This window comes from Pseudomonas pharyngis (genome assembly GCF_021602345.1).
GTDB lineage: Bacteria > Pseudomonadota > Gammaproteobacteria > Pseudomonadales > Pseudomonadaceae > Aquipseudomonas > Aquipseudomonas pharyngis.
The window spans coordinates 773972-797724 of sequence record NZ_BQID01000001.1 but is presented as its reverse complement, the minus strand read 5'-3'; the positions used below and the strand labels follow the sequence as shown (position 1 = coordinate 797724).

At 60.8% G+C, this 23753-nt stretch carries 27 protein-coding genes; 17 read left to right on the top strand and 10 right to left on the bottom strand.

All coding sequences use genetic code 11. The features are described from left to right. Positions 1 to 105 precede the first annotated feature (105 nt). The 6 genes from L6D74_RS03665 (at position 106) to L6D74_RS03640 (ending at position 5508) form a co-directional block, all read left to right on the top strand. Positions 106 to 1599: an acetyl-CoA hydrolase/transferase family protein gene (locus tag L6D74_RS03665; protein ID WP_064592552.1), complete on the top strand. Its 1494-nt coding sequence runs from the start codon at positions 106 to 108 to the stop codon at positions 1597 to 1599. A gap of 321 nt (positions 1600 to 1920) precedes the next feature. Continuing rightward, positions 1921 to 2136 carry a DUF1127 domain-containing protein gene (locus tag L6D74_RS03660; RefSeq protein WP_003220409.1) on the top strand — a complete coding sequence of 72 codons (216 nt, stop codon included), beginning with the start codon at positions 1921 to 1923 and terminating at the stop codon, positions 2134 to 2136. Between the two features lie 332 nt (positions 2137 to 2468). Next, positions 2469 to 2786 carry a DUF2388 domain-containing protein gene (locus tag L6D74_RS03655; protein WP_064592550.1) on the top strand — a complete coding sequence of 106 codons (318 nt, stop codon included), beginning with the start codon at positions 2469 to 2471 and terminating at the stop codon, positions 2784 to 2786. A 107-nt stretch (positions 2787 to 2893) separates the two neighbouring features. Beyond that, on the top strand, positions 2894 to 3202 hold the full coding sequence (locus L6D74_RS03650) for a DUF2388 domain-containing protein (protein WP_064592548.1): 309 nt from the start codon (positions 2894 to 2896) through the stop codon (positions 3200 to 3202). Between the two features lie 27 nt (positions 3203 to 3229). Then, complete coding sequence (locus L6D74_RS03645) at positions 3230 to 3550, top strand: DUF2388 domain-containing protein (RefSeq protein WP_039764795.1); 321 nt, start codon at positions 3230 to 3232, stop codon at positions 3548 to 3550. Further along, on the top strand, positions 3547 to 5508 hold the full coding sequence (locus L6D74_RS03640; RefSeq protein ID WP_236187686.1) for a DUF7844 domain-containing protein: 1962 nt from the start codon (positions 3547 to 3549) through the stop codon (positions 5506 to 5508). The genes L6D74_RS03645 and L6D74_RS03640 overlap by 4 nt, the downstream gene beginning before the upstream one ends. A 65-nt stretch (positions 5509 to 5573) precedes the next feature. Here L6D74_RS03640 and L6D74_RS03635 read toward each other — a convergent pair whose 3' ends face one another. The 3 genes from L6D74_RS03635 to trpB form a co-directional block, all read right to left on the bottom strand. Beyond that, on the bottom strand, positions 5574 to 6017 hold the full coding sequence (locus tag L6D74_RS03635; RefSeq protein ID WP_085748068.1) for an anti-virulence regulator CigR family protein: 444 nt from the start codon (positions 6015 to 6017) through the stop codon (positions 5574 to 5576). A 122-nt stretch (positions 6018 to 6139) separates the two neighbouring features. After that, complete coding sequence (gene trpA / locus L6D74_RS03630; protein WP_039764800.1) at positions 6140 to 6952, bottom strand: tryptophan synthase subunit alpha; 813 nt, start codon at positions 6950 to 6952, stop codon at positions 6140 to 6142. Continuing rightward, positions 6952 to 8199 carry a tryptophan synthase subunit beta gene (trpB, locus tag L6D74_RS03625; RefSeq protein ID WP_236187685.1) on the bottom strand — a complete coding sequence of 416 codons (1248 nt, stop codon included), beginning with the start codon at positions 8197 to 8199 and terminating at the stop codon, positions 6952 to 6954. The genes trpA and trpB overlap by 1 nt, the downstream gene beginning before the upstream one ends. A 112-nt stretch (positions 8200 to 8311) precedes the next feature. Between trpB and L6D74_RS03620 the strand changes: the two genes are divergently transcribed. Continuing rightward, complete coding sequence (locus tag L6D74_RS03620) at positions 8312 to 9229, top strand: LysR family transcriptional regulator (protein WP_085647201.1); 918 nt, start codon at positions 8312 to 8314, stop codon at positions 9227 to 9229. Here the strand turns inward: L6D74_RS03620 and L6D74_RS03615 are convergent. After that, complete coding sequence (locus L6D74_RS03615; RefSeq protein ID WP_011331820.1) at positions 9202 to 9528, bottom strand: ElaB/YgaM/YqjD family protein; 327 nt, start codon at positions 9526 to 9528, stop codon at positions 9202 to 9204. The genes L6D74_RS03620 and L6D74_RS03615 overlap by 28 nt on opposite strands. A gap of 156 nt (positions 9529 to 9684) precedes the next feature. Here L6D74_RS03615 and L6D74_RS03610 point away from each other — a divergent pair, with 156 nt between their 5' ends. Together L6D74_RS03610 and L6D74_RS03605 are read left to right on the top strand one after the other, a co-directional pair. Beyond that, positions 9685 to 9900 (top strand): dodecin, encoded by a 216-nt coding sequence (locus L6D74_RS03610; RefSeq protein WP_007953919.1) that lies wholly within the window; start codon positions 9685 to 9687, stop codon positions 9898 to 9900. A gap of 128 nt (positions 9901 to 10028) precedes the next feature. Then, entirely contained in the window at positions 10029 to 10253 is a 225-nt protein-coding gene (locus L6D74_RS03605) for a DUF1161 domain-containing protein (RefSeq protein ID WP_039764805.1), read from the top strand. A gap of 61 nt (positions 10254 to 10314) precedes the next feature. Here the strand turns inward: L6D74_RS03605 and L6D74_RS03600 are convergent, their stop codons facing one another. Further along, positions 10315 to 11316: an LLM class flavin-dependent oxidoreductase gene (locus tag L6D74_RS03600; RefSeq protein WP_039764807.1), complete on the bottom strand. Its 1002-nt coding sequence runs from the start codon at positions 11314 to 11316 to the stop codon at positions 10315 to 10317. A gap of 243 nt (positions 11317 to 11559) precedes the next feature. On the opposite strand from L6D74_RS03600, the gene L6D74_RS03595 reads away from it, so the two are divergent. Further along, entirely contained in the window at positions 11560 to 11991 is a 432-nt protein-coding gene (locus L6D74_RS03595; protein WP_236187684.1) for an OsmC family protein, read from the top strand. Positions 11992 to 12094: 103 nt separating this feature from the next. Further along, positions 12095 to 12334 carry a DUF1161 domain-containing protein gene (locus tag L6D74_RS03590; RefSeq protein WP_007953935.1) on the top strand — a complete coding sequence of 80 codons (240 nt, stop codon included), beginning with the start codon at positions 12095 to 12097 and terminating at the stop codon, positions 12332 to 12334. A gap of 6 nt (positions 12335 to 12340) precedes the next feature. Here the strand turns inward: L6D74_RS03590 and L6D74_RS03585 are convergent, their stop codons facing one another. Then, positions 12341 to 12760, bottom strand: a complete 420-nt coding sequence (locus L6D74_RS03585) for a PA0061/PA0062 family lipoprotein (RefSeq protein ID WP_236187683.1) — start codon at positions 12758 to 12760, stop codon at positions 12341 to 12343. A 40-nt stretch (positions 12761 to 12800) separates the two neighbouring features. Then, complete coding sequence (locus tag L6D74_RS03580; protein WP_236187682.1) at positions 12801 to 13223, bottom strand: PA0061/PA0062 family lipoprotein; 423 nt, start codon at positions 13221 to 13223, stop codon at positions 12801 to 12803. A 57-nt stretch (positions 13224 to 13280) separates the two neighbouring features. On the opposite strand from L6D74_RS03580, the gene L6D74_RS03575 reads away from it, so the two are divergent. Continuing rightward, complete coding sequence (locus L6D74_RS03575; RefSeq protein ID WP_236187681.1) at positions 13281 to 14357, top strand: aminopeptidase; 1077 nt, start codon at positions 13281 to 13283, stop codon at positions 14355 to 14357. A gap of 114 nt (positions 14358 to 14471) precedes the next feature. Here the strand turns inward: L6D74_RS03575 and L6D74_RS03570 are convergent, their stop codons facing one another. Continuing rightward, on the bottom strand, positions 14472 to 15122 hold the full coding sequence (locus L6D74_RS03570; protein WP_236187680.1) for an HAD family hydrolase: 651 nt from the start codon (positions 15120 to 15122) through the stop codon (positions 14472 to 14474). A 28-nt stretch (positions 15123 to 15150) separates the two neighbouring features. Further along, positions 15151 to 15696, bottom strand: a complete 546-nt coding sequence (locus L6D74_RS03565; RefSeq protein ID WP_064379538.1) for a gamma carbonic anhydrase family protein — start codon at positions 15694 to 15696, stop codon at positions 15151 to 15153. Positions 15697 to 15785: 89 nt separating this feature from the next. Here L6D74_RS03565 and prlC point away from each other — a divergent pair, with 89 nt between their 5' ends. The 3 genes from prlC to L6D74_RS03550 all read left to right on the top strand — a co-directional run bounded on the left by prlC (position 15786) and on the right by L6D74_RS03550 (position 20280). Next, positions 15786 to 17837: an oligopeptidase A gene (gene prlC / locus L6D74_RS03560; RefSeq protein WP_236187679.1), complete on the top strand. Its 2052-nt coding sequence runs from the start codon at positions 15786 to 15788 to the stop codon at positions 17835 to 17837. After that, on the top strand, positions 17834 to 18124 hold the full coding sequence (locus L6D74_RS03555) for a YheV family putative zinc ribbon protein (RefSeq protein WP_007953955.1): 291 nt from the start codon (positions 17834 to 17836) through the stop codon (positions 18122 to 18124). Before prlC ends, L6D74_RS03555 begins: the two co-directional genes overlap by 4 nt. 113 nt (positions 18125 to 18237) lie before the next feature. Beyond that, positions 18238 to 20280, top strand: a complete 2043-nt coding sequence (locus tag L6D74_RS03550) for a M3 family metallopeptidase (protein ID WP_236187678.1) — start codon at positions 18238 to 18240, stop codon at positions 20278 to 20280. Here the strand turns inward: L6D74_RS03550 and L6D74_RS03545 are convergent. Beyond that, complete coding sequence (locus L6D74_RS03545) at positions 20267 to 20911, bottom strand: phosphatase domain-containing protein (protein WP_064592520.1); 645 nt, start codon at positions 20909 to 20911, stop codon at positions 20267 to 20269. The two genes, L6D74_RS03550 and L6D74_RS03545, sit on opposite strands and share 14 nt — an antisense overlap. A 297-nt stretch (positions 20912 to 21208) precedes the next feature. Here L6D74_RS03545 and L6D74_RS03540 point away from each other — a divergent pair, with 297 nt between their 5' ends. Then, positions 21209 to 21955: a gluconate 2-dehydrogenase subunit 3 family protein gene (locus L6D74_RS03540; RefSeq protein WP_236187677.1), complete on the top strand. Its 747-nt coding sequence runs from the start codon at positions 21209 to 21211 to the stop codon at positions 21953 to 21955. A 2-nt stretch (positions 21956 to 21957) separates the two neighbouring features. Next, complete coding sequence (locus L6D74_RS03535) at positions 21958 to 23742, top strand: GMC family oxidoreductase (protein WP_085613564.1); 1785 nt, start codon at positions 21958 to 21960, stop codon at positions 23740 to 23742. Positions 23743 to 23753: the final 11 nt, after the last annotated feature.

The window sequence follows — 23753 nt, the reverse complement described above, 5'->3', positions numbered from 1 at the left end:
AACCCGCTAAATAGACGCCTCGTTTGCGACCTTGGTAGCGGGACAGGCGCTCGCGAAATTCACTAGACTGCGCATCCTGCTACTCGCTGCCCGAGAAAATAATCCATGTACCGTGACCGTATTCGCCTGCCTTCGTTGTTGGATAAAGTGATGAGCGCCGCCGACGCCGCTGCGCTGATTGAGGACGGCATGACCGTCGGCATGAGCGGCTTCACCCGCGCCGGCGAAGCCAAGGCCGTGCCCCATGCGCTGGCCGAGCGAGCCAAGGTCACGCCGCTGAAGATCAGCCTGATGACCGGCGCCAGTCTGGGCAACGACCTCGACAAGCAACTGACCGAGGCTGGCGTGCTGTCCCGGCGCATGCCGTTTCAGGTCGACAGCACCTTGCGCAAGGCAATCAACGCCGGCGAAGTGATGTTCATCGACCAGCACCTGTCGGAAACCGTCGAGCAATTGCGCAACCAGCAACTGAAGCTGCCGGACATCGCCGTCATCGAAGCCGTGGCCATCACCGAACAGGGCCACATCGTGCCGACCACTTCGGTGGGCAACTCGGCGAGCTTCGCGATCTTCGCCAAACACGTGATCGTCGAGATCAACCTGGCGCACAACGCCAACCTCGAAGGTCTGCACGACATCTATATTCCGACCTACCGCCCGACCCGCACGCCGATCCCGCTGGTAAAGGTCGACGACCGCATCGGCAGCACCGCGATCCCGATCCCACCGGAGAAGATTGTCGCCATCGTCATCACCCAGCAGTCGGACTCGCCGTCCACCGTGTCCTCGCCGGATGTCGATACCAAAGCCATCGCCGATCACCTGATCACTTTCCTCAAGCAGGAAGTCGACGCCGGGCGCATGACCAACAAGCTCGGCCCGTTGCAGGCCGGGATCGGCAACATTGCCAACGCGGTGATGTGCGGGCTGATCGATTCGCCGTTCGAAGACCTGACCATGTACTCCGAAGTGCTGCAGGACTCGACCTTCGACCTGATCGACGCCGGCAAGCTGAGCTTCGCCTCGGGCAGCTCGATCACCCTGTCGGAGCGGCGCAACAGCGACGTGTTCGGCAATCTGGAGAAGTACAAAGACAAGCTGGTGTTGCGCCCGCAGGAAATCTCCAACCACCCGGAAGTGGTGCGGCGCCTAGGCATCATCGGCATCAACACGGCCCTTGAGTTCGACATCTATGGCAACGTCAACTCGACCCACGTCTGCGGCACGCGGATGATGAACGGCATCGGTGGCTCGGGCGACTTCGCTCGCAACGCACACCTGGCGGTGTTCGTGACCAAGTCGATCGCCAAGGGCGGCGCGATTTCCAGCGTGGTGCCGATGGTCAGCCACGTCGACCATACCGAGCATGACGTCGACATCCTGGTGACCGAGGTGGGCCTGGCTGACCTGCGCGGCCTGGCGCCACGGGAACGCGCCCGGGTGATCATCGACAACTGTGTGCACCCGGACTTCCGCCAGGCGCTGAACGACTACTTTGACAAAGCCTGCGCGATCGGCGGCCACACCCCGCACATTCTGCGTGACGCCCTGAGCTGGCACATCAATCTGGAAGAAACCGGACGCATGCTGGCGGTGTAATCCGCACAGATTTTCCGCTGGCGCAAACACAGTTTCGCCAGCGGGATTTTGAAAACCACTGCAATCGTCAAAAACTGTACTGCTGTACCGGTCATTTCCTACAGCTTTTACCTACTCACATCATCAAACTGGGTCAAAATGCACCAAATAAGCGCAGACAGGTACAGTTTGCGCAATTTTGACCCGTACACCCCATATAAACAGTTAACTGGTCACTCACAATACAGGTGAACTGTATCTAGAGAGTCTGGCCAAACGAGAGGATCATGGGCACCAGTTAAACCACTACCTAATCCCGCCACAAGCGGAAGGATGTCAACCATGGAACGTACACTCAGTTCCGAACTGTTCTTCGAAGACAAAGCTGCAAAAACCCAGGCTTCCCTGCCTCTGCGCGTTATCGCCAACCTGATGTTGTGGCAGCGCCGCATCTCCAGCCGCCACCAACTGGCTCGTCTGGATTCGCGTCTGCTGGCCGATGCCGGTATCAGCGAAGCACAACGCTACGAAGAGCTGAGCAAGCCGTTCTGGCGCTAATCAGCGTCGCTGGCTCTGGTCGCTAGACCCACCGCCAGCAACCCGAATTGAATAAACAAGAGCCGTCGCGGGAAACCGCGACGGGTCTTGTCGTTTGTGGCCTGAGAAAACCGAGTAGCCACCCTCGATCATCGGACAGGTACAGTTCTCATACTTAAATTCAAGACAGGTACAGTTACGAGAAATCGGTTCAGGCCAGCATCCTGACCACTGTGCGAAGTTGCAACGGAAGCCTAAGCTCCATTCAGAACGTGGCGAATGCTGTGCAACTGGCGTCTGACCTTCAGACACCGAGCCACCTCTCAATACGGTTTATCCACAGGAGTTCCCCCATGTCCCGTCTTCGTCTTCTTAGCGCCGCCGCCCTGCTGGCCGTCGCTGCCAACGCCAGCGCCAGCAGCTTCATCGTGACCACCGACGCCGTGGTTGGCGCGCTCAAGTCTTCTTCAGATGCCACCTCCGACGTTACGTCGTCCTTCCGTGACGACAAGATCGTGCTCGCTGCCCGTGACGACGCTGCCAGCTTCGTGGCCAGCGAAGGTGAAATCCGTGGTGTGAAACTGGAGAGCGCACTGGATCACATCCGTCATCAGGCTCCGCAACTGAACGCGACCGACGCACAGCTGGCCCAGGCCATTCTGACGATCTAAGCGACAGGGGCATCGCGGGACACGCCGGTCGTGTCCCGATGTTTCGGCGCTGGCTCTAGTCGGGGCATTGCGCTAGCCTTGGGACTCGCCAACAGTTGCCGAGTCCCATGCGTTTTCTTTCAAATCTGCTTATCCCTTCTTTACTGCTCACCGCCTGCTGGATTCCTCTGGCAGACGCCTTCGATGTGTCCACACAGAACACCGTCGTCAGCGTCTGGGCCACGGGCATGGTTTCTTCCGCACCGTTCGACCGTAAACTGATCATCGCCGCGCACGACGATGCCGCAGCGTTCGTTGCCAGTGACGGCCAGATGCGCGGCGCACAGCTCGAATCTGCGCTGCATTACCTGCGCAAGAGCCGGCCAAAACTTCATGTCAGTGACCTTGAACTGGCACAGGCAATTCTCGTCCAATAGTCATCCCTGTCCTTTCGGAGTCGTTCCATGCGTAGCCCGCTGATTGCTGCCGCCCTTGGCCTGCTGTTGTTGGCCGATATGGCCCAGGCACATACCCTGGTAGCCACCAGTAACATCATCGTCCGCGCTTCCCAGCGCACCATCGATTTCACCTCCGACACTACTACGTCGATTCGCGATTCGAAAATCATCCGCGAAGCCCATGACGACGCTGCCAGTTTCGTGGCCAGCGACGGTGATATCCGTGGTGCAAACCTGGAAGCGGCCTTCAAGACCTTGCGCACCCGCGTGCCGGAAGCCCGCGACGCCAGTGATCAGGTACTCGCCGAAGCCATCCTCGCACTGTGAGGTCACTCGGCGCCTGGCTGCTGGCCGGGGCGTTGTTGCTGCTTGGCAACAGCGCCCACGCCGGCCTGCAATTGCGGCTCAAGACCGATGGCTTGAGCCCCACCCAACAACAGGCCAGCCAGGCGCTGCTCGATGAAGCCATGCAGGCATTGCCGCCGAGCTTCATCGAACGCCTGGATCGGCGCATCGATGTCGGCTGGACCGACGACATGCCCGGCAACGCCTATGGTCAGGCGACGCTCGTCTCCGAACTGGATCTGAACCGCAAACTGCTCGCCGGACTAACCGATGGCAGCGCGGCCACTCAAAAAACCAATCGCCCCCACGGCACCGTTCGCCGGGAACTGCTGGCCACGGTGCTGCACGAAATCACCCACATTTACGATCGCGCGCGCTTGTGGCCGGCGGCCGAACGCACGCTGATCCAGCGCTGCACCCGGCGCAACAACAGCGCCGGGCTGATCGGCATTCCCGATGAGTGCCGCGGCCAGAACGGTCGGCGCTTCACCCTCAGCGATGATCCACGCCTGCTCGACCTCGCCGGCTGGCAGCAATACGTCGGGCGTCGGGGTGAGCGGGAACAGCACAACCGGCAGATCGCCCGCAGCCCCGACCTCTACGAAATCTCCAGCCCGAAGGAGTTTGTCGCGGTCAATATGGAGTATTTCCTCCTCGACCCGAGTTACGCCTGTCGTCGCCCGGCGCTGTATCGCTATTACCAGGAACACTTCGGCTGGGCACCGCCAGCAAAGGATGAATGCGCCAAAACCTTCGCTTTCCTCAATGCCGGCAACGACTTTGCCAAACAGCCCCTGGGCCAGGTCGATCCGGAACGGGTGTACGCGGTGGATTATTTGCTGGCCGAAGCCAACCAGAACTGGGTCAGCCGTTGGGGCCACAGCATGTTGCGTCTGGTGATCTGCGCACCGGGCCGGCCACGCGGGCCGGACTGCCGACTGGATCTGGATCAGCATCTGGTGTTGTCGTACCGCGCTTTCGTCGGCGACGTGCAGCTCTCGAGCTGGGACGGGCTGGTCGGCAAGTACCCTTCGCGACTGTTCGTGCTGCCGCTGGCGCAGGTGATCGACGAATACACCAAGACCGAACTGCGCAGCCTGGCGTCGGTGCCGCTGAATCTCTCTCGCAGCGAAATCGAGGGCGTGGTCGAACACGCTGCCGAAATGCACTGGAGCTACGACGGCAATTACTTCTTCCTCTCCAACAACTGTGCGGTCGAAGGCTTGAAACTGCTGCGCAGCGGCAGCAATAACGCCCGGTTGACCGGCCTCGACAGCATCATGCCCAACGGTTTGCTGGAAGTGCTGAAGGGGCGAGGCCTGGCCGACACCAGCGTGCTCGATGATCCGAAAGAGGCGCTGCGCCTGGGTTATCGCTTCGACTCGTTCCGTGATCGATATCAAGCGATGTTCGATGTGTTGAAGAAGCAATTGCCGATCAAGCAGACAACCGTTGAAGAATGGCTTTCGCTGTCTGCCGAGGAGCGTCGTCCATGGTTCGAACGGGCTGACCTGCGCACCAGTGCCGCACTGCTATTGCTGGAACAGGCCAGTTTCCGCCGCCAACTGCTGCTGGCTCAGGATGAGGTCAAGCAACGCTACCTCGGCGCCCGTGAGCTGGAGAACGGAGGCATGGACAAGGCCAACGCCACCTTGCAGCAGATTCTCGCCAACAGCGGCTTCCTCAGCCGACCGGCAGAATTGCTCGACTCCCGAGGTTATGGCCTGCCGCAACCGAGCGAATTCAGCCGACTGGAAGCGGAAAGCAGCCAGCGTCAGAAACAGTTGCTGGCCTTGACCGGCGATCTGGATAAGGAAGTGCGCGCGTTACTGGAACCCAAACGAGCAGCCGAGATTGCGGCCAGCGAGGCCAACGTGAAGCAGATCGGCGAGCATCTGCGCAAACTGCACAAAGCCTCGGGCGGATTGGAGTTGCCCTGAACAGCAGCCCTGAAAACAAAAGACCGCAGCCCGTAAAGGCTGCGGTCTTTTTTATTGCCTGACGATCAGTACAGAACGCCATCCAGCACTTCGTAAACGACCCCGCTGCCTACCGCGATCAGCACGATGTCACCGCCGGCACGACGCCATTCATAACCCGGGTAATACGGCAAACGACTCAAGGCCCGGTTATCCAGGCGCTCGCCGTAATAGCCATGGGGCAGCGGTCGGCCACGAACCAGATGGATGCCTGGAGGTGGCGGCGCACCGCGCACGAAGTAGCCATGATTGTCACGGATCACCTGACGCACCGGGCCGAAGTCCCGAGGCGGCGGGCCGCCGCGATGGTTGTTTTGCCAATCATGGTGATCACCACCGCGATTGTCGTAGTGGCCCTGTTGCGGGCCGCCGTGGTCGTGATCGTCGCGCGGATCGGCGCTGGCCAGCAGCGGCGTCGCGCTGATCATCAGCACGCCCAGACTGGCAATCAGACGTTTCGGCATTTTCATCGGGTCTTTCCTCACTGCACTGACAGCAAAAAGGGGTTCAGAACGTGGCTCTGAACCCCTCGGTCTTGCTCAATTAGTCTGTGCCGCGAGGCCCTAATTCCTCTGTATCAGGAACTTTACCTTCAGCTGACGCGAGCCTTACGCACGCCTTCGGACAGCGCCGAGCACAGGCTCAGCACGCCGTCGATGGCCTGGTCCGGTGTGGTCGCATTGGCGATGTGATCGATCAGCGCCGAGCCCACCACCACACCGTCGGCCAGACGCGCGATGGACGCGGCCTGCTCCGGCGTGCGGATACCGAAACCGATGCTGATCGGCAGATCGGTATGACGACGCAGACGCGCCACCGCTTCCTCGACGTGTTCCAGAGTCGCCGCACCGGCGCCGGTCACACCGGCAACCGACACGTAGTAAACAAAGCCGGAGCTGCCGTTCAACACTTTCGGCAGACGCGCATCATCGGTGGTCGGGGTGGTCAGACGGATGAAGTCGATGCCCGCCGCCTGGGCCGGGTCGCACAGCTCCGAGTTATGCTCCGGCGGCATGTCGACCACGATCAGGCCATCAACGCCGGCCTCCTTGGCCTCGGCGATGAAGCGCTCGACGCCGAACTTGTGGATCGGGTTGAAGTACCCCATCAGCACCAGCGGCGTGTCGCTGTTGTCCTGGCGGAACTCGCGGACCATTTGCAGGGTTTTGACCAGGTTCTGCTTGGCGCCCAGGGCACGGATGTTCGCCAGCTGAATCGCCGGGCCATCGGCCATCGGGTCGGTGAACGGCATGCCCAGTTCGATCACGTCGGCACCGGCTTTCGGCAGGCCTTTGAGGATCGCCAGCGAAGTGTCGTAGTCCGGGTCGCCAGCGGTGACGAAGGTCACGAGGGCGGCGCGATTCTGTTCTTTGAGTTCGGCAAAGCGGGTTTGCAGGCGGCTCATCAGTGTTTCTCCTGCTTCGATTGCTCTTGTTGAGAGTGTTCCATGTGGTGCATGACGGTCTGCATGTCTTTGTCGCCGCGGCCGGACAGGTTGACCACCATCAGGTGATCCTTCGGCAGTTTCGGTGCACGTTTGAAGACTTCGGCCAAGGCGTGGGCGCTTTCCAGTGCCGGAATGATCCCTTCCAGACGGCAGCACTGGTGGAACGCAGCGAGGGCTTCGTCGTCGGTCACCGAGGTGTACTGGACGCGGCCGATGTCATGCAACCACGCGTGCTCAGGGCCGATGCCCGGATAGTCGAGGCCGGCGGAAATCGAGTGGGCGTCGATGATCTGGCCATCGTCGTCCTGCAGCAGGAAGGTGCGGTTGCCGTGCAACACACCCGGTACGCCACCGTTGAGGCTGGCCGCGTGCTTACCGGTCTCGATGCCATAACCGGCGGCTTCCACGCCGATGATCTCGACGCTCTTGTCATCGAGGAACGGGTGGAACAGGCCCATGGCGTTGGAACCGCCACCAATGCACGCCACCAGGCTGTCCGGCAGGCGACCTTCCTGGGCTTGCAGCTGATCGCGGGTTTCCTTGCCGATCACGGCCTGGAAGTCGCGAACCATTGCAGGGTAAGGGTGCGGACCGGCCACAGTGCCGATCAGGTAGAAGGTGCTGTCGACGTTGGTCACCCAATCACGCAGCGCTTCGTTCATTGCGTCTTTCAGGGTGCCGGTGCCGGCGACCACCGGGATCACCTCGGCGCCCAGCAGCTTCATGCGGAACACGTTGGCCTGCTGGCGCTCGATGTCGGTGGTGCCCATGTAGATCACGCAATCCAGACCGAAACGCGCAGCCACGGTGGCGGTGGCTACGCCGTGCATGCCGGCTCCGGTCTCGGCGATGATGCGTTTCTTGCCCATGCGCCGCGCCAGCAGGATCTGGCCGATACAGTTGTTGATCTTGTGCGCGCCGGTGTGGTTCAGCTCTTCGCGCTTGAGGTAGATCTTGGCGCCACCGCAGAACTCGGTCAGGCGCTCGGCGAAATACAGCGGGCTCGGACGTCCGACGTAGTCACGCTGGAAGTAGGCCAATTCCTCTTTGAACGCCGGATCTTCCTTGGCCGCCTCGTATTCGCGGGCCAGATCGAGGATCAACGGCATCAGGGTTTCGGCGACGTAACGGCCGCCGAACGAGCCAAACAGGCCGTTGGCGTCAGGGCCGCTACGCAGATCGGAAGTGTTCGAAGTCTGGGTCATGGTTCGCTCCAGCGGATTTCACGAGAAGACAATGGCGTTCACTCTACCCCTGACCTTCCAGACTGAAAACCGATAAGATCGCCACAACCTGTCAGGAAAACTCACAGATATCATGAGCCATGACCTTCCCCCGCTGAACGCCCTGCGCGCCTTCGAAGCCACCGCCCGCCTGAACAGTGTCAGCCAGGCTGCGGAGCAACTGCACGTCACCCACGGTGCGGTCAGCCGCCAGCTCAAGGTGCTGGAAGAGCATCTCGGCGTCAGTCTTTTCGTCAAGGACGGTCGTGGCCTGAAACTCACAGATGCCGGCATCCGCCTGCGCGATGCCAGCGGCGAGGCGTTCGACCGCTTGCGCAGCGTCTGCGCCGAACTGACCCAAAGCACCGCCGATGCGCCGTTCGTGCTCGGTTGCTCCGGTAGCTTGCTGGCGCGCTGGTTCATTCCGCGACTGGGAAGGCTGAATACCGATCTGCCGGATTTGCGTCTGCACCTGTCAGCCGGCGAAGGCGATCTCGACCCGCGTCGCCCGGGGCTGGATGCATTGCTGCTGTTCGCCGAACCGCCATGGCCCGCAGACATGCAAGTCTATGAGCTGGCCAGCGAGCGCATCGGCCCGGTCATGAGCCCGCTGTTCAGCGGCTACCAGCGCCTGCAATCGGCACCGCCCATTGCCCTGCTCGATGAACCCTTGCTGCACACGACTTCACGCCCGCAAGCCTGGCCGAGCTGGGCGCAGCAAAGCGGCCTCAACGCCAAGGCGTTGAAGATGGGGCAAGGTTTCGAGCATTTGTATTACTTGCTGGAAGCGGCCGTCGCCGGGCTGGGCGTGGCGATCGCACCGGAACCGCTGGTGACCGAAGACTTGAAGGCCGGGCGCCTGGTCGCGCCGTGGGGTTTCAGCGAAACCCCGGCGCAACTGGCGTTGTGGCTACCCAAGCGCGCCGCGGACGGGCGCGCCCGGCAATTGGCGCAGTGGCTCAGGAACGAACTGCGCCAGGCGGATCACTCGCCGCGCTTGAACAGCAAGTAAGCGGCCAGCAGACCCAGCGCACCGACCGCCACACCGGCAGTCGTCCACGGGTGTTCCTGCGCGTAATCGCGTGTGGCAATCCCGGTCTCGCGGGTTTTGACTTTGACTTCTTCGTAGGCATCGCTGAGCAGGCTGCGCGAATGTTTCAGCGCGCTTTCAGCGTTGCTCTTGAGCGCCTTGAGGGTCTTGCGCGACTCGTCCGAAGCGTCGTCCTTCAGGCTTTCCAACGACTTGAGCAGACTCTCGATCTCCGCTTCCATGCTTTGCAACGAGGCTTTGCGTAACGAGGTGTTGGCCATGGTGGCTCTCCTGCATTGGTGATGAGTGGCGTGTGTTGGTTGGGACTTCAGCGTTTCTGGAAAGTGCAGAAAATCTGAACTTCCATTCCCCCAAGTCGCCGAAATCAACACGGCAAATCGCTGCTAGGCTCAATTGCACACTTCAAGGAGAACACCATGAGTGACCATCACACCTACAAGAAAGTCGAGCTGGTCGGTTCGTCCACCAGCAGCATCGAAGACGCCATCAACAATGCGTTGGCCGAGGCCAACAAGAGCATCAAGCATCTGGAATGGTTTGAAGTGACCGAAACCCGCGGCCACATCAAGGATGGCAAGGCTGCCCACTTTCAAGTGACCCTGAAAGTCGGGTTCCGGATTGCCAGCAGCTGAGTTTGGTCTACGCTTCTGAACTTGCGCGCTGGCCGAGTGCCATAGGAATGGCAATGCGCTACGAGGTGAGTGCATCGAGGGAACGGCTCGATGCCCGCCTTAATTAATCCGACCAGGGAGTGCGACCGATGAAGAAGTTGATATTGGCAGTAGGTTTGTTGAGCCTTGCGGGTGGTGCGTTTGCTGCCGGCAAGCCCTGTGAAGAACTGAAGGCCGAAATCGCGGCCAAGCTGGATGCCAAGGGCGTTTCCGGGTATTCGCTGGAGATTGTCGACAAGGGTGCGGCCAGTGGCGGCAAAGTCGTCGGCACCTGCGAAGGCGGCGCCAAAGAGATCGTCTACACCCGCGGCTGATCACGCCGGAGAAACAAAAGCCGACGCAATGCGTCGGCTTTTTTGTGCGCGGCTATCGGGCTCAGCCCTTCATCACCTGCGCCAGCAGTTCGTAGGAATGCAGGCGATCGGCGTGCTCGTACAGGTCGCAGGTGAAGATCAGCTCATCAGCCTGGGTCTGTTCGATCAGCACTTCGAGTTTCGCGCGGATTTTCTGCGGACTGCCGACCATCGCCAGACCAAGGAAATCACCCACGGCCTCACGCTCGTGGGGCAGCCACAGGCCGTCCATGGTTTTCACCGGTGGGCGCTGCACCAGACTTTGCCCTCGCATCAGCGCGAGGATTCGTTGGTACACCGAGGTCGCCAGGTAGTCGGCCTGTTCATCGGTGTCGGCTGCCACCAACGGCACACCGAGCATTACGTACGGCTTGTCGAGCACCGCCGATGGCTTGAAGTGATTGCGGTAGACGCGAATCGCCTCGTGCATGAAACGCGGTGCGAAATGCGAGGCGAAAGCGTAGGGCAAACCGCGCTCACCGGCCAGTTGCGCACTGAACAAACTCGAGCCGAGCAGCCAGATCGGCACGTTGGTGCCGGTTCCCGGCATCGCGATCACCCGCTGATCCGGCGTGCGCGGACCTAGAAAGCGCGCCAGCTCAGCCACGTCTTCGGGGAAATCATCAGCACTGCCGGAACGCTCACGACGCAAGGCACGGGCGGTCATCTGATCGGAACCCGGCGCACGGCCCAGGCCGAGGTCGATACGTCCCGGATACAGGCTTTCGAGGGTGCCGAACTGCTCCGCGATCACCAGCGGCGCATGGTTGGGCAGCATCACACCGCCAGAGCCAACCCGAATGGTCGACGTGCCACCGGCCAGATAACCCAGCAACACCGAGGTGGCGGAACTGGCGATGCCGTCCATGTTGTGGTGCTCGGCGACCCAGAACCGCGTGTAGCCAAATTTCTCGACATGCTGCGCCAGGTCCAGCGAGTTGCGCAGCGACTGGGCCGGGCTGCCGTTCTCGCGCACCGGCACCAGATCGAGGGTGGAAAATTTTACGTCGGACAGTTGCTTCATAAACCTGCATCTCCGATTGAGGGCGCAGGTGTGTTCTTGGCGAACGCAAACCTGCCCAATTCATAAGCGTGTTCTGTGCAATGAGGGCATATACCCGAGTTTCAATAGCTGATCCGAAATTTCCTACTAAAAAAGTCAACGATTCACTTGGGCTGAACTTTGTTCCGGCGTCTATCCTCAGAAGCCTTGCAGGCAAAAACCACGACGGCGCGGCGTTTAGCGCCCGAATTGAAGGAGGCACACATGGCTATCGTGAAGAAGGCATCCGCGCATTGGGAAGGTGACCTGAAAACCGGCATCGGCTCGATTTCCACCGAAACCGGCGTCCTGCGTGAAGCGCCCTACGGCTTCAAGGCCCGCTTCGAAGGCGGCAAGGGCACCAATCCGGAAGAACTGATCGGCGCCGCCCATGCGGGCTGTTTCTCCATGGCGTTTTCGATGATTCTCGGCGACGCCGGGCTCAAGGCCGACAGCATCGACACCCAGGCTGAGGTCACGCTGGATCAGGTGGACGGCGGCTTTGCAATCACCGCAGTGAAACTGATCCTCAAGGCAAAAATTCCGGGAGCGACCCAGGCGCAGTTCGAAGATCTGAGCAACAAGGCCAAGGAAGGTTGCCCGGTATCCAAGGTGCTGAATGCGAAGATCAGTCTCGACGCATCGCTGGACAGCTGACTGCCTTGAGCCGGATCAGAACCCGCCAGGCAAAAGTGTGGTCGAATAAATGACAGCAGCTTTCGCGCATCTTCGTGCGCGCTGCTTCGATGGAGCTTCAACCATGAAACGTTTTGCCTTGGCGGTTATCTGTGGCGTGCTGGCAACGTCGGCCTTCGCAGCGCCCAAAGACTGCGAAGAACTCAAGCAAGAGATCGAAATCAAGATTCAGGCGAACGCCGTGCCCTCCTACACCCTGGAGATAGTTTCCAAAGAGGAGGCGGAAAAACACGACATCGCCATGATCGTCGGCACCTGCGACAACGGCACCAAAGCCATCATCTATCAGAAGAACGACCGCTGATACGCCTCAGATGATGCAGTTGACTTCGCGATCCTCGGCGACGATTTCCCGCCTTTCGTTGTAAAGGCGGGCACTCGGGGTGAATGCCAGAGAGCGGCCTTCCAGCCTGTAACGCTGCCCTGCCTCGAAATGATCGTAGCGGATGGTCAGGTAGCACAGGCGCTCCACAGGGCCGGTCATCAGGCTGCCGCCTCCGCCGAACACTTCAAAGTCGAAACGCACCCGCAACTCATGGCTGCCGGGCGTAACCTGAAAGAAACGCCCATCAGTCAGTCGCTGGTTGTCGAGACGCTCGGCCATCAGCAACTTACCGCCCGGGGACGGCGTGGAGAACTCGACCCAGGCCATGTTCGGATCGACAGGGGGCAACGGTGTCTGGCAACCGGCGAGCAGGCTGGCGGCGAGCAACAGCATCAACGTGCGCATGATGGATGTCCGTGAGTTCGGACATCCAGCATAACGCTGATCAGGTTCGCTGGCAGCCCGCCGGCGTGCCCTGGCCCACCACGTTGCGTTGTTGATCGTAGAGTTTGGCCCACGGGCGGAAACCGATGCTTCCCGCCTGCAACTGATAACGCTGGCCGGCGTTGAAATCCTTGAATTTCACGCTCAACTGACAATCACGCCAAAGCGGCTCGGCATCCGGGCCGATATTGGTCGCCTCGACCGGAAATTGATAACGCACCCTCAGCTCATGGCTGCCGGGCTGCACTTCGAAGTAACGATGATCGACGGCCGCCTTGTTGTCGACTTCCAGCGCCAGCAGCGCCGTGTCCTGTTGCCGGGCATCCAGATCGATCCAGGCTTGCGAGGGGTCAGGGGTCGGCATTCCGAATCCGGCACAACCGGCCAGCGTCAGCACGCTTCCTGTCAGTATCAACATGCGCATAGCGGAGCTCCAATGGGCGGGATAGTCTTGGGCAGACTTTCCGGGGGATTTCTTATTTTGATCAGGCCGCTTCCAAGCCATGGGTTACTTGATCGCGTTTTGCGGATTTTGTTTCCGGGCGTGATGATTTTGTTGCTCAACGGTTGCTCAAGCCTGAGCTATTACAGCCAGCTGGCCAGCGGTCAGCTGCAGCTTTTGCGGGCGCGGGAGCCGGTGGCCAAGGTGATCGCCGACCCGACCCGCGACACCAGACTGCGCACTCACCTGGCCCAGTCCCAGAAAGCCCGGGCCTTCGCCAGCGAACACCTGCATCTGCCGGACAACCAAAGCTATCGCCTCTATGCCGACATCGGTCGGCCGTTTGTCGTGTGGAATGTGTTCGCCACCCCGGAGTTTTCCCTGAGCCCGCAGAACCATTGCTTCCCGATTGCCGGTTGTGTGGCCTATCGCGGCTTTTACAGCCAGAGTGCGGCGCGGGGCGAAGCCGCGATTCAGCGCCTGCAAGGCATGGACGTGTCGATCGGCGGCGTCGAGGCCTATTCGACCCTGGGCTGGTTCAATGACCCGATCCTCAATTCGATGATGGGCTGGGGCGACGAGCGTCTGGCAACGCTGATCTTCCATGAACTGGCTCACCAGCGTTTCTATGTGAAGGACGACACCGAGTTCAACGAGTCCTTCGCGACCTTCGTCGAGCAGGAAGGTACGCGGCAGTGGCGAGCGTTTCGGGGCTTACCCCCGGAAAACGACTCGAAGCTGAAGCAGCGGGATCAGTTCATTCAGCTGATCCTCGACACCCGTTCACGCCTCGAAAAACTCTATGCACAACCATTGGCGACAGCGCAGATGCGCGAGCGCAAGGCGGCGGAGTTCGAACGGTTTCGACACGACTACCGAACAATGCGCGATAGCCAGTGGGCCGGCGACAAACGCTATGACGCCTGGGTCAATGCGCCGTTGAACAACGCGCGGCTGTTGCCGTTCGGGCTGTATGACCAGTGGGTGCCGGCGTTTGCGGCGTTGTTCAGGCAGGTCGATGGGGATTGGGTCAGGTTTTACACAGAAGTCGAGAAGTTGGGTGGCTTGCCAGTCGTTGAGCGTAAGTCGGCTCTGAAAGTGCTGGCAGGCTCATAAATCTACTGCGGCTTTTTGGCCCCATCGCGAGCAGGCTCGCTCCCACAGGAAGCCGAGTTCCGGTTCTGAAACGCGGTCACTGTGGGAGCAGGCTTGCTCGCGAAGGCTATCTGATCAGCGCTGCAAAAATGCCTGATGCAACTGATCCAAAGTCTCGAAGTGATAAGCCGGCGCCTCGGCATTCAACTCTTCAAAACTGCCAAACCCATAACCAACAGCCGCTGCATCCAGACCGTTGCTGCGAGCACCGATCAGGTCATGCTTGCGGTCACCGATCATCAGCGTATTGGCCGGATCCAGACCCTCTTCAGCGATCAGGTGAGCAATCAGCTCGACCTTGTTGGTACGGGTGCCGTCCAGTTCGCTGCCGTAGATCACCTTGAAGTGTCTGGCGAAATCAAAGTGCCGGGCGATTTCCCGGGCGAACACCCAAGGCTTCGACGTCGCGATATACAGCTGCCGACCCTGGCCGCTCAGGGTTTCCAGCAACGGCGTGACGCCGTCGAACACCCGGTTCTCGTACAGACCGGTAACCTTGAAACGCTCGCGGTAGAAATTCACCGCCTCCCACGCCTTCGCTTCATCAAAACCATAAAACTGCATGAATGCCTGCAACAGCGGCGGGCCGATGAAGTGTTCCAGCTTGGTCAGGTCCGGCTCGTCGATGCCGAGTTTGCTCAAGGCGAACTGGATGGAACGGGTGATGCCCTCACGCGGATCGGTGAGGGTACCATCGAGGTCGAACAGTACGGTCTGGTAATGCATGAAAAATCCCGGGCGGTAGAGAGAAAAGTCAGAGCTGGTCGTAGCCTTCGGCCAGATGCAGGTCCTTGAGCTTCACGTAGTTCGCCGCGCTGTAGGTGAAAAAGGCGTTTTCCTTGTCGGTCAGCGGACGAACCTGTTTCACCGGACTGCCCACGTACAGAAATCCGCTTTCCAGGCGCTTGCCCGGCGGCACCAGGCTGCCGGCGCCGATGATCACGTCGTCCTCGACCACCGCGCCGTCCATCACGATGCTGCCCATGCCGATCAATACGCGGCTGCCGACGGTGCAGCCGTGCAACATGACCTTGTGGGCGATGGTCACGTCATCGCCGATCAGCAGCGGGAAGCCGTCCGGGTTGAACGGGCCGGCGTGGGTGATGTGCAACACGCAGCCGTCCTGCACGCTGGTGCGCGCACCGATGCGGATGCGGTGCATGTCGCCGCGGATCACGGTCAGCGGCCACACGGAGCTGTCTTCGCCGATTTCGACGTCGCCGATCACCACCGCCGAGCCGTCGACAAAAGCGCCTTGGCTCAAGCGTGGGGTGTGATTCTGGTATTTGCGAAGGGACACGATTAGTTCTCTCTCTGTCGCCGATAGCTGCGGTGGGTGTCGATTGTAATTAAGATGGGCGCATGTTTCTTCCAGCCAAGGTGCCAACCGTGAGCGTGAACAACCCTCTTCTGCAGTCCTACGACCTGCCGCCGTTCTCCGCGATCCGTGCCGAACACGTGCAGCCGGCCATCGAAACCATCCTGGCCGACAACCGCGCCGCCATCGCCGAAATCCTCAAGACCCAGGGCCAGAACCCGACCTGGGCCGGGCTGGTGCTGGCGATGGACGAACTCAATGATCGCTTGGGCGCCGCCTGGAGCCCGGTCAGCCACCTCAATGCCGTGTGCAACAGCGCCGAACTGCGTGAAGCCTACGAGTCGTGCCTGCCGGCATTGAGCGCCTACTCCACCGAGATGGGCCAGAACCGCGAGCTGTTCCAGGCTTATGAAGCCCTGGCCAACAGCCCGGAAGCCGCCGGTTTCGACGTGGCGCAGAAAACCATTCTGGAACATGCCCTGCGCGATTTCCGCCTGTCGGGCATCGACCTGCCGGAAGCCGAACAGAAACGCTACGCCGAAGTGCAGAGCAAGCTGTCCGAGCTGGGCAGCCGCTTCTCCAACCAGTTGCTCGACGCCACCCAGGCCTGGACCAAGCACCTGACCGACGAAGCCGCCCTCGCCGGCCTGACCGATTCGGCCAAGGCGCAAATGGCTGCTGCCGCCCAGGCCAAAGGCCTCGACGGCTGGCTGATCACCCTGGAATTCCCGAGCTACTACGCGGTGATGACCTACGCCCAGGACCGTGCGCTGCGTGAAGAAGTCTACGCCGCCTACTGCACCCGTGCGTCGGATCAAGGCCCGAACGCCGGCCAGAACGACAATGGCCCGGTGATGGGCGAAATCCTCGACCTGCGTCAGGAACTGGCCAAACTGCTCGGTTTCTCCAGCTTCTCCGAACTGAGTCTGGCCACCAAAATGGCCGAGTCCAGCGATCAGGTGCTGAGCTTCCTGCGCGATCTGGCCAAACGCAGTAAACCGTTCGCCGCCCAGGATCTGCAACAGCTCAAGGCTTACGCCGCCGAGCAGGGCTGCGCCGATCTGCAAAGCTGGGACAGCGGTTTCTATGGTGAAAAACTCCGTGAACAACGTTACAGCGTGGCTCAGGAAACCCTGCGCGCCTACTTCCCGATCGACAAAGTGCTGGGCGGCCTGTTCGCTATTGTTCAGCGTCTATACGGCATCGAGATCGCCGAACTGAAAGGCTTCGACACCTGGCACCCGGATGTACGCCTGTTCGAAATCAAGGAAAACGGCCAGCACGTCGGCCGCTTCTTCTTCGACCTCTATGCCCGCGCCAACAAGCGTGGCGGCGCGTGGATGGACGGCGCCCGCGACCGTCGCCGCACCGTCGACGGCGTGCTGCAAAGCCCGGTGGCCAACCTGGTGTGCAACTTCACCCCGGCCGACAGCGGCAAACCTGCGCTGCTGACCCACGATGAAGTGACTACCCTGTTCCACGAATTCGGCCATGGCCTGCATCACCTGCTGACCCGCGTCGAGCATGCCGGCGTGTCCGGCATCAACGGCGTGGCGTGGGACGCGGTCGAGCTGCCAAGCCAGTTCATGGAGAACTGGTGCTGGGAGCCGGAAGGTCTCGCGCTGATCTCCGGCCACTACGAAACCGGCGAGCCGCTGCCGCAGGATCTGCTGGAAAAAATGCTCGCGGCGAAGAATTTCCAGTCCGGTCTGATGATGGTGCGCCAACTGGAGTTCTCGCTGTTCGACTTCGAACTGCACGCCACCCACGGTGACGGCCGCAGCGTCGCGCAGGTGCTCGAAGGCGTGCGCAACGAAGTCTCGGTGATGCGTCCTCCGGCCTACAACCGCTTCCCGAACAGCTTTGCCCACATCTTCGCCGGCGGTTACGCGGCGGGTTACTACAGCTACAAGTGGGCGGAAGTGCTGTCGGCGGATGCCTTCTCCAAATTCGAAGAAGACGGCGTGCTGAATGCCGACACCGGTCGCGCCTTCCGCGAAGCGATCCTCGCCCGCGGTGGTTCCCAGGCGCCGATGGTGCTGTTCGTCGACTTCCGTGGCCGTGAGCCGTCGATTGACGCACTCTTGCGCCACAGCGGCCTGAGTGAGGACGCGGCAGCATGAGTGAGGCACCCGTGAAGACCAAAAAACGCTTTATCGCCGGGGCGGTCTGCCCGGCGTGCAGCGAGCCGGACAAATTGATGATGTGGAGCGAGGACGATGTCCCGCACCGTGAATGCGTGGCGTGCGGTTACAGCGACACGCTCAATGCCCAAGGGCTGTCGGTGCCGAAAGAGCTGGGCACGCGGGTCAACACCAGCGCGCTCAAGCCTGCCCCGGACAAGACGGTTCAGGCGGTGCAGTTCTTCCCGAATCCGAAGCTGAAGAAAAAGCCTGACGAGCAGCACTGATCCTCAACCACCTTCCCCGATTCGTCGGTGGAAGGTGGTATTGGCTTAACACCTGTCCCCCGCACTTGCTTCGTAGGCTGGCCCCTTTGCGCCACGCCTCGAAGGAAGCTGCCATGCCCGACACCAATCCCCTCCTGCAACATTGGACGCTGCCACCCTGGCCAGCGATTCGCGCCGAGCATCTCGTGCCGGCAGTCAACCGCATCATTGCCGACAATCGACATATCATCGCCCAAGTGATCGCCAGTCAGTCCGAACATCCCGGCTGGGACGATCTGGTGCTGAGCATCGACGAAGCCGATGCCCGCCTCGGTGAAGTCCGCTCGATTCTCGAAACGTTGTCGATGGTCAGGTCCGACGATCCCACCTGGCTCGTGGAAAGCGCCAAGGCGCATCTGGCGATCAATCAGTATCGCTCTGAAAAAGCCCGCAATCGCCGGTTGTACGAGACCTATCAGCGTTTGGCGCAGAGTTCGATCGCCGGCAGTTTCGATGAGTCGCGCAACATCGCACTGGCGCGGATTCTGCGCCGATTCAAGCAGTCGGGCATCGAGCTTCCTACTGAACAGCAACAGGAGCTGGCGCGGTTGAACCTCGAGATCGGCGGGTTGGAGCACGTATTTCTGGACAACCTCGAGCGCTGGACCGAGGCGTGGAGCAAGCGTGTCGACGACATTGCGCTGCTCGCAGGCTTGTCGCCGGCGATGAAGGATCGTCTGGCGCGCGCCGCACGCGAGGCCGGGCATGACGGCTGGCTGATCCGGCTGGAGCAGAACACCTGCCAGCACATTCTCAAGTACGCCGAGAACCGCGCCTTGCGTGAGGAATGCTACGTAGCCTACATGACCCGCGCCTCCGATCAGGGCCCACTGGCCGGTCGCTTCGATAACGGCCCGGTGCTGACCAAGCTGCTTGCCTTGCGCCAGCAGAAAGCCCGTTTGCTCGGCCACGAAAACGCCGCGCAACTGAGTCTGGCCAAACACAGCGCCGGGACGACGGCGTGGGTCAGTGGTTTTCTCCAGCGTCAGGCGGCGCAGCTGGCACCTGCCCTCGCGCAGGATGCAGAACAACTGGCGGCCTTTGTGCAGCAATGCGGGATCGACCGGGTCCAGCCGTGGGATGAAGACTTCCTCGCCGAACAATGGCGTCAGCAGCAGTTTCCCGGCGCACTGAAAAACCTGCGTGATTACTTCCCACTCGAGGGCACCCTGCGCAGGCTCTTTCTGTTCTGTGAACGGATGTTCGAGATCCGCATCGTCGAGCAGTCCGGCGGCGGGCATTGGCATGACGATGTGCGCCTGCTGGAAATCAGCGAGCATGAACAGGTCATCGGCTACATCTACCTTGACCCGTTTCACCGCGACAAGGCGGTGGACTTCCCCGGCACCACCACACTGCGCAATCGCCGGATCAACGCCGAAGGTCGCCCGGCGCTGCCGATTGCCCTGCTCCACAGCAATTTCACACCGCCCACCGATATCCATCCGTGCCGCCTCGAAATCGACGATCTTCGGGTGCTTTTCCATGAGTTTGGCCACTGCCTCCAGCACGTGTTGACGCGTTCGCCCCATTACACGCTGTCCGGCATCCTGCAATTGGGGCATGAAGCGGCAGAGTTTTCCGGGCAATTGTTTGAGCAATGGTGTCAGTCGCGCGAGTTTGTGCTGTGGCTCGGTGCCCATTTTCAGACCGGCGAGCGCTTGAGCGCCGCACGGGTCGACGCGGCTCTGTCAGCCAGTCAGGCCCATTCCAGCCGGCAACAGGCCTTGTTGCTGATGGGGGCGATGATTGACTTCGAACTGCACTTGACCCACGGCGATGGACGCTCGGTCGAAGAGGTTTGCAACGATGTGCAGCGCACTCTGACTCATCTGCAATTACCGGACGATCACCGGTTCGCCAATGGTTTCGATTACATGGTGACCCAGTACGACGCTTCGGTTTACGCCTATGTCTGGTCGAACATGCTGGCCCAGGAAGCATTCAAGCGCTTCAGCCGCGACTGGGTGTTCAACGCGCAGACCGGTCGTGAGTTTCGCGCAACGTTCTTTACACCGGGTGCGGGGCGTCCGCTCCTGGATGCGGTTGAAGCGTTCATCGGCCGGCCAGTCGCCGGCCTCGTTAATGAGGAGGCCGGAAGGGTTACTTCAGATTGACCGTCTGAAACCAGCTCTTCATCGAGCACGTTGCAAACGCGCTGGTACTGCAATCGCCATTGGCCAGCGCGGTGCGCAACTTGTCGACATCGACCTGCATCACATAACGCACGCTGTCGCGGAAGTGACCACTTTCACCAAAGCCGCCCTGGGTCATTTCGTTCAGGGCATCCTCCTTGCTCCAGCCCTGCACGACGATCCGGTACATCGCCGCCATCAGGCCGGTGCGATCGGAGCCATGCTTGCAGTGCATCAACACCGGGCCGTCGGCTTCGGCGGCTTGAATCGCCCGCAGGGTCTTGAGCACATCACTGTCGTCCACGTGATTGGTGCGATAGGGCAATTGCACCTGATGGATACCGGGGGCCTTCAGCCAGCTGGAATCCGCTTCCGGCAGAAAATTGATGACGGTGGCCACCTTCAGATTGTTCAGCAACGGCACCGCGCCGTCATCAGGGAGCGCGCTGCGATACAGCGTGGGCGACATCTGGAACAGGTTGTATTGCACCTCTACCGGTTGCGCCCACTCGACGGGACGGGAAGCCGGGGTTTGCGCAGCCTGAGCTGGAATCCAGCTGAACAGGGCCAGCAGCGATAAACAGAAAGCGGAGGAAAAACGCGTCAGGAACATGCTTTACGGCGACCGTGTGGGTTTCGTCAGTGAAGGCCGCAGCTTGCGAGCTTCGCGGTCAAATCCGCGTGAGGCGCTTGTAAAAGAATCGTGAATACCGCGGTTCCCTTGATCGAAAAGCGCTGTTTTTTTGGCTGAGTCGGTTCATCCCGTTGCTTAGCCTGCTACCATTTGTCACATCATGTTGCAGACGCGTCCCCTTTCTCCCGGTCATTCCGGCCACGTCGCAGCCAGAAAATTCTTGAGCCGTTCGCAGAAACGGCTGACAACCATCAATGCCTGATGAGGTGCATCCCCATGTCTGATGAAGATCGAGACAACCCGCGGCGTGAGTTTTTGCGCAAATCCCTGACCCTGATTCCAGTGGTTACCCTCGCCGGCAGCGGACTCGGCAGCACCGTGCTGCAAGCCGCGCCGGAAAGTGCGCCTGCCACGCCCCCGGCGAAACCGGCCGCCGTTGAAGCCAGTACCTATCAGCCAAGCTATTTCACTGCCGAAGAGTGGGCGTTCATCAATGCCGCCGTCGCGCAATTGATCCCCAACGACGCACAAGGCCCAGGTGCACTCGAAGCTGGCGTGCCGGAATACATCGACCGTCAGATGAACACCCCGTACGCCGCCGGTGCCCTTTGGTACATGCAGGGCCCGTTCAATGCCGACGCCGCGCCGGAGATGGGCTGGCAGAGCAAACTGGTCCCGAAAGAAATCTATCGTCTCGGCATCGCCGCCACGGATCAGTGGGCAAAATCCATCAACGGTAAAACATTTGCCGAGCAAGACAGCGCTACCCGAGACGATCTGCTCAAGCAGCTTGAAGCCGGAAAACCACAATTCGACGCGGTTCCGGCGAAGATTTTCTTCAGTCTGCTGCTGCAAAACACCAAGGAAGGGTTCTTCTGCGACCCGATCCACGGCGGCAATAAAGGCATGGTCGGCTGGACCATGATCGGCTTCCCCGGCGCCCGCGCCGATTTCATGGATTGGGTGGAACGCAACGAGCAGTACCCCTTCCCGGCAGTTTCGATTCGCGGCGAGAGGGCGTGAGCATGGCAACGGTAATGAAAAAGGTCGACGCAGTGATCGTCGGTTTCGGCTGGACGGGCGCGATCATGGCCAAGGAGCTCACCGAAGCGGGGCTGAACGTGCTGGCACTGGAACGCGGGCCGATGCAGGACACCTACCCTGACGGCAACTATCCACAGGTGATCGACGAACTCACCTACAGCGTGCGGAAAAAACTCTTCCAGGACGTTTCCAAGGAAACCGTCACCATCCGCCACAGCATCAACGACATCGCCCTGCCGAATCGCCAGTTGGGCGCGTTCCTGCCCGGCAATGGCGTGGGCGGCGCCGGGCTGCACTGGTCGGGCGTGCACTTTCGGGTCGACCCGATCGAGTTGCGCATGCGCAGCCACTACGAAGAGCGCTACGGCAAAAGCTTCATCCCCAAGGACATGACCATTCAGGACTTCGGCGTCAGCTATGAAGAGCTGGAACCGTTCTTCGATTTCGCCGAAAAAGTCTTCGGCACCTCCGGCCAGGCCTGGACCGTGAAAGGCCAATTGGTCGGCCAGGGCAAGGGCGGCAACCCGTACGCACCGGATCGCTCGAACCCGTTCCCGCTGGAAGCGCAGAAGAACACGGTTTCCGCACAGCTGTTCGGCAAAGCGGCTACTGAGGTGGGTTACAAGCCCTACAACCTGCCTTCCGCAAATACTTCAGGGCCGTACACCAACCCTTACGGCGCGCAGATGGGCCCGTGCAACTTCTGCGGTTTCTGCAGCGGTTACGTTTGCTACATGTATTCCAAGGCGTCGCCGAACGTGAACATTCTGCCGGCGCTGAAGCCGCTGCCGAATTTCGAACTGCGGCCCAACGCCCACGTGCTGCGGGTCAACCTCGACAGTACGAAAACCAAAGCCACCGGCGTCACCTACGTCGACGGCCAGGGCCGCGAGATCGAACAACCGGCGGACCTGGTGATCCTCGGCGCATTCCAGTTGCACAACGTGCGCCTGATGCTGCTCTCCGGCATCGGCAAACCCTACGACCCGGTCAGCGGTGAAGGCGTGGTCGGGCGCAACTTCGCCTACCAGAACATGGCCACCATCAAGGCGTTCTTCGACAAGGACACCCACACCAACAACTTCATCGGCGCCGGCGGCAACGGTGTGGCGGTGGATGACTTCAACGCCGACAACTTCGACCACGGGCCTCACGGTTTCGTCGGTGGCTCGCCGATGTGGGTCAACCAGGCCGGCAGCCGACCGATCGCCGGCACCTCCAACCCGCCGGGCACCCCGGCCTGGGGCAGTGCGTGGAAACGCGCCACCGCCGATTACTACACCCACCAAGTTTCGATGGACGCCCACGGCGCGCATCAGTCCTACCGTGGCAACTACCTCGATCTGGATCCGGTGTACCGCGATGCCTACGGCATGCCGCTGCTGCGGATGACGTTCGACTGGCAGGAAAACGACATCAAGATGAACCGCTTCATGGTCGAGAAAATGGGCAAGATCGCCGAGGCCATGGGCCCGAAAGCCATTGCCGTGATCGGCAAGAAAGTCGGCGACCACTTCAACAGCGCGTCGTACCAGACCACCCACCTCAACGGCGGCGCGATCATGGGCACCGATCCGAAGACCAGCGCGCTGAACCGTTACTTGCAGAGCTGGGACGTGCACAACGTATTCGTTCCGGGTGCCTCGGCGTTCCCGCAAGGGCTGGGTTACAACCCGACCGGGCTGGTCGCCGCGTTGACCTACTGGTCGGCGAAAGCGATTCGCGAGCAGTACCTGAAAAACCCCGGCCCGCTGGTTCAGGCTTAAGGAGCGATGAC

Coding starts and splice junctions, on each gene's coding strand:
- L6D74_RS03665 (WP_064592552.1), top strand. CDS start 106: ATGTACCGTGACCGTATTCGCCTGCCTTCGTTGTTGGATAAAGTGATG.
- L6D74_RS03660 (WP_003220409.1), top strand. CDS start 1,921: ATGGAACGTACACTCAGTTCCGAACTGTTCTTCGAAGACAAAGCTGCA.
- L6D74_RS03655 (WP_064592550.1), top strand. CDS start 2,469: ATGTCCCGTCTTCGTCTTCTTAGCGCCGCCGCCCTGCTGGCCGTCGCT.
- L6D74_RS03650 (WP_064592548.1), top strand. CDS start 2,894: ATGCGTTTTCTTTCAAATCTGCTTATCCCTTCTTTACTGCTCACCGCC.
- L6D74_RS03645 (WP_039764795.1), top strand. CDS start 3,230: ATGCGTAGCCCGCTGATTGCTGCCGCCCTTGGCCTGCTGTTGTTGGCC.
- L6D74_RS03635 (WP_085748068.1), bottom strand. CDS start 6,017: ATGAAAATGCCGAAACGTCTGATTGCCAGTCTGGGCGTGCTGATGATC.
- trpA (WP_039764800.1), bottom strand. CDS start 6,952: ATGAGCCGCCTGCAAACCCGCTTTGCCGAACTCAAAGAACAGAATCGC.
- trpB (WP_236187685.1), bottom strand. CDS start 8,199: ATGACCCAGACTTCGAACACTTCCGATCTGCGTAGCGGCCCTGACGCC.
- L6D74_RS03620 (WP_085647201.1), top strand. CDS start 8,312: ATGAGCCATGACCTTCCCCCGCTGAACGCCCTGCGCGCCTTCGAAGCC.
- L6D74_RS03615 (WP_011331820.1), bottom strand. CDS start 9,528: ATGGCCAACACCTCGTTACGCAAAGCCTCGTTGCAAAGCATGGAAGCG.
- L6D74_RS03610 (WP_007953919.1), top strand. CDS start 9,685: ATGAGTGACCATCACACCTACAAGAAAGTCGAGCTGGTCGGTTCGTCC.
- L6D74_RS03605 (WP_039764805.1), top strand. CDS start 10,029: ATGAAGAAGTTGATATTGGCAGTAGGTTTGTTGAGCCTTGCGGGTGGT.
- L6D74_RS03600 (WP_039764807.1), bottom strand. CDS start 11,316: ATGAAGCAACTGTCCGACGTAAAATTTTCCACCCTCGATCTGGTGCCG.
- L6D74_RS03595 (WP_236187684.1), top strand. CDS start 11,560: ATGGCTATCGTGAAGAAGGCATCCGCGCATTGGGAAGGTGACCTGAAA.
- L6D74_RS03590 (WP_007953935.1), top strand. CDS start 12,095: ATGAAACGTTTTGCCTTGGCGGTTATCTGTGGCGTGCTGGCAACGTCG.
- L6D74_RS03585 (WP_236187683.1), bottom strand. CDS start 12,760: ATGCGCACGTTGATGCTGTTGCTCGCCGCCAGCCTGCTCGCCGGTTGC.
- L6D74_RS03580 (WP_236187682.1), bottom strand. CDS start 13,223: ATGCGCATGTTGATACTGACAGGAAGCGTGCTGACGCTGGCCGGTTGT.
- L6D74_RS03570 (WP_236187680.1), bottom strand. CDS start 15,122: ATGCATTACCAGACCGTACTGTTCGACCTCGATGGTACCCTCACCGAT.
- L6D74_RS03555 (WP_007953955.1), top strand. CDS start 17,834: ATGAGTGAGGCACCCGTGAAGACCAAAAAACGCTTTATCGCCGGGGCG.
- L6D74_RS03550 (WP_236187678.1), top strand. CDS start 18,238: ATGCCCGACACCAATCCCCTCCTGCAACATTGGACGCTGCCACCCTGG.
- L6D74_RS03545 (WP_064592520.1), bottom strand. CDS start 20,911: ATGTTCCTGACGCGTTTTTCCTCCGCTTTCTGTTTATCGCTGCTGGCC.
- L6D74_RS03540 (WP_236187677.1), top strand. CDS start 21,209: ATGTCTGATGAAGATCGAGACAACCCGCGGCGTGAGTTTTTGCGCAAA.
- L6D74_RS03535 (WP_085613564.1), top strand. CDS start 21,958: ATGGCAACGGTAATGAAAAAGGTCGACGCAGTGATCGTCGGTTTCGGC.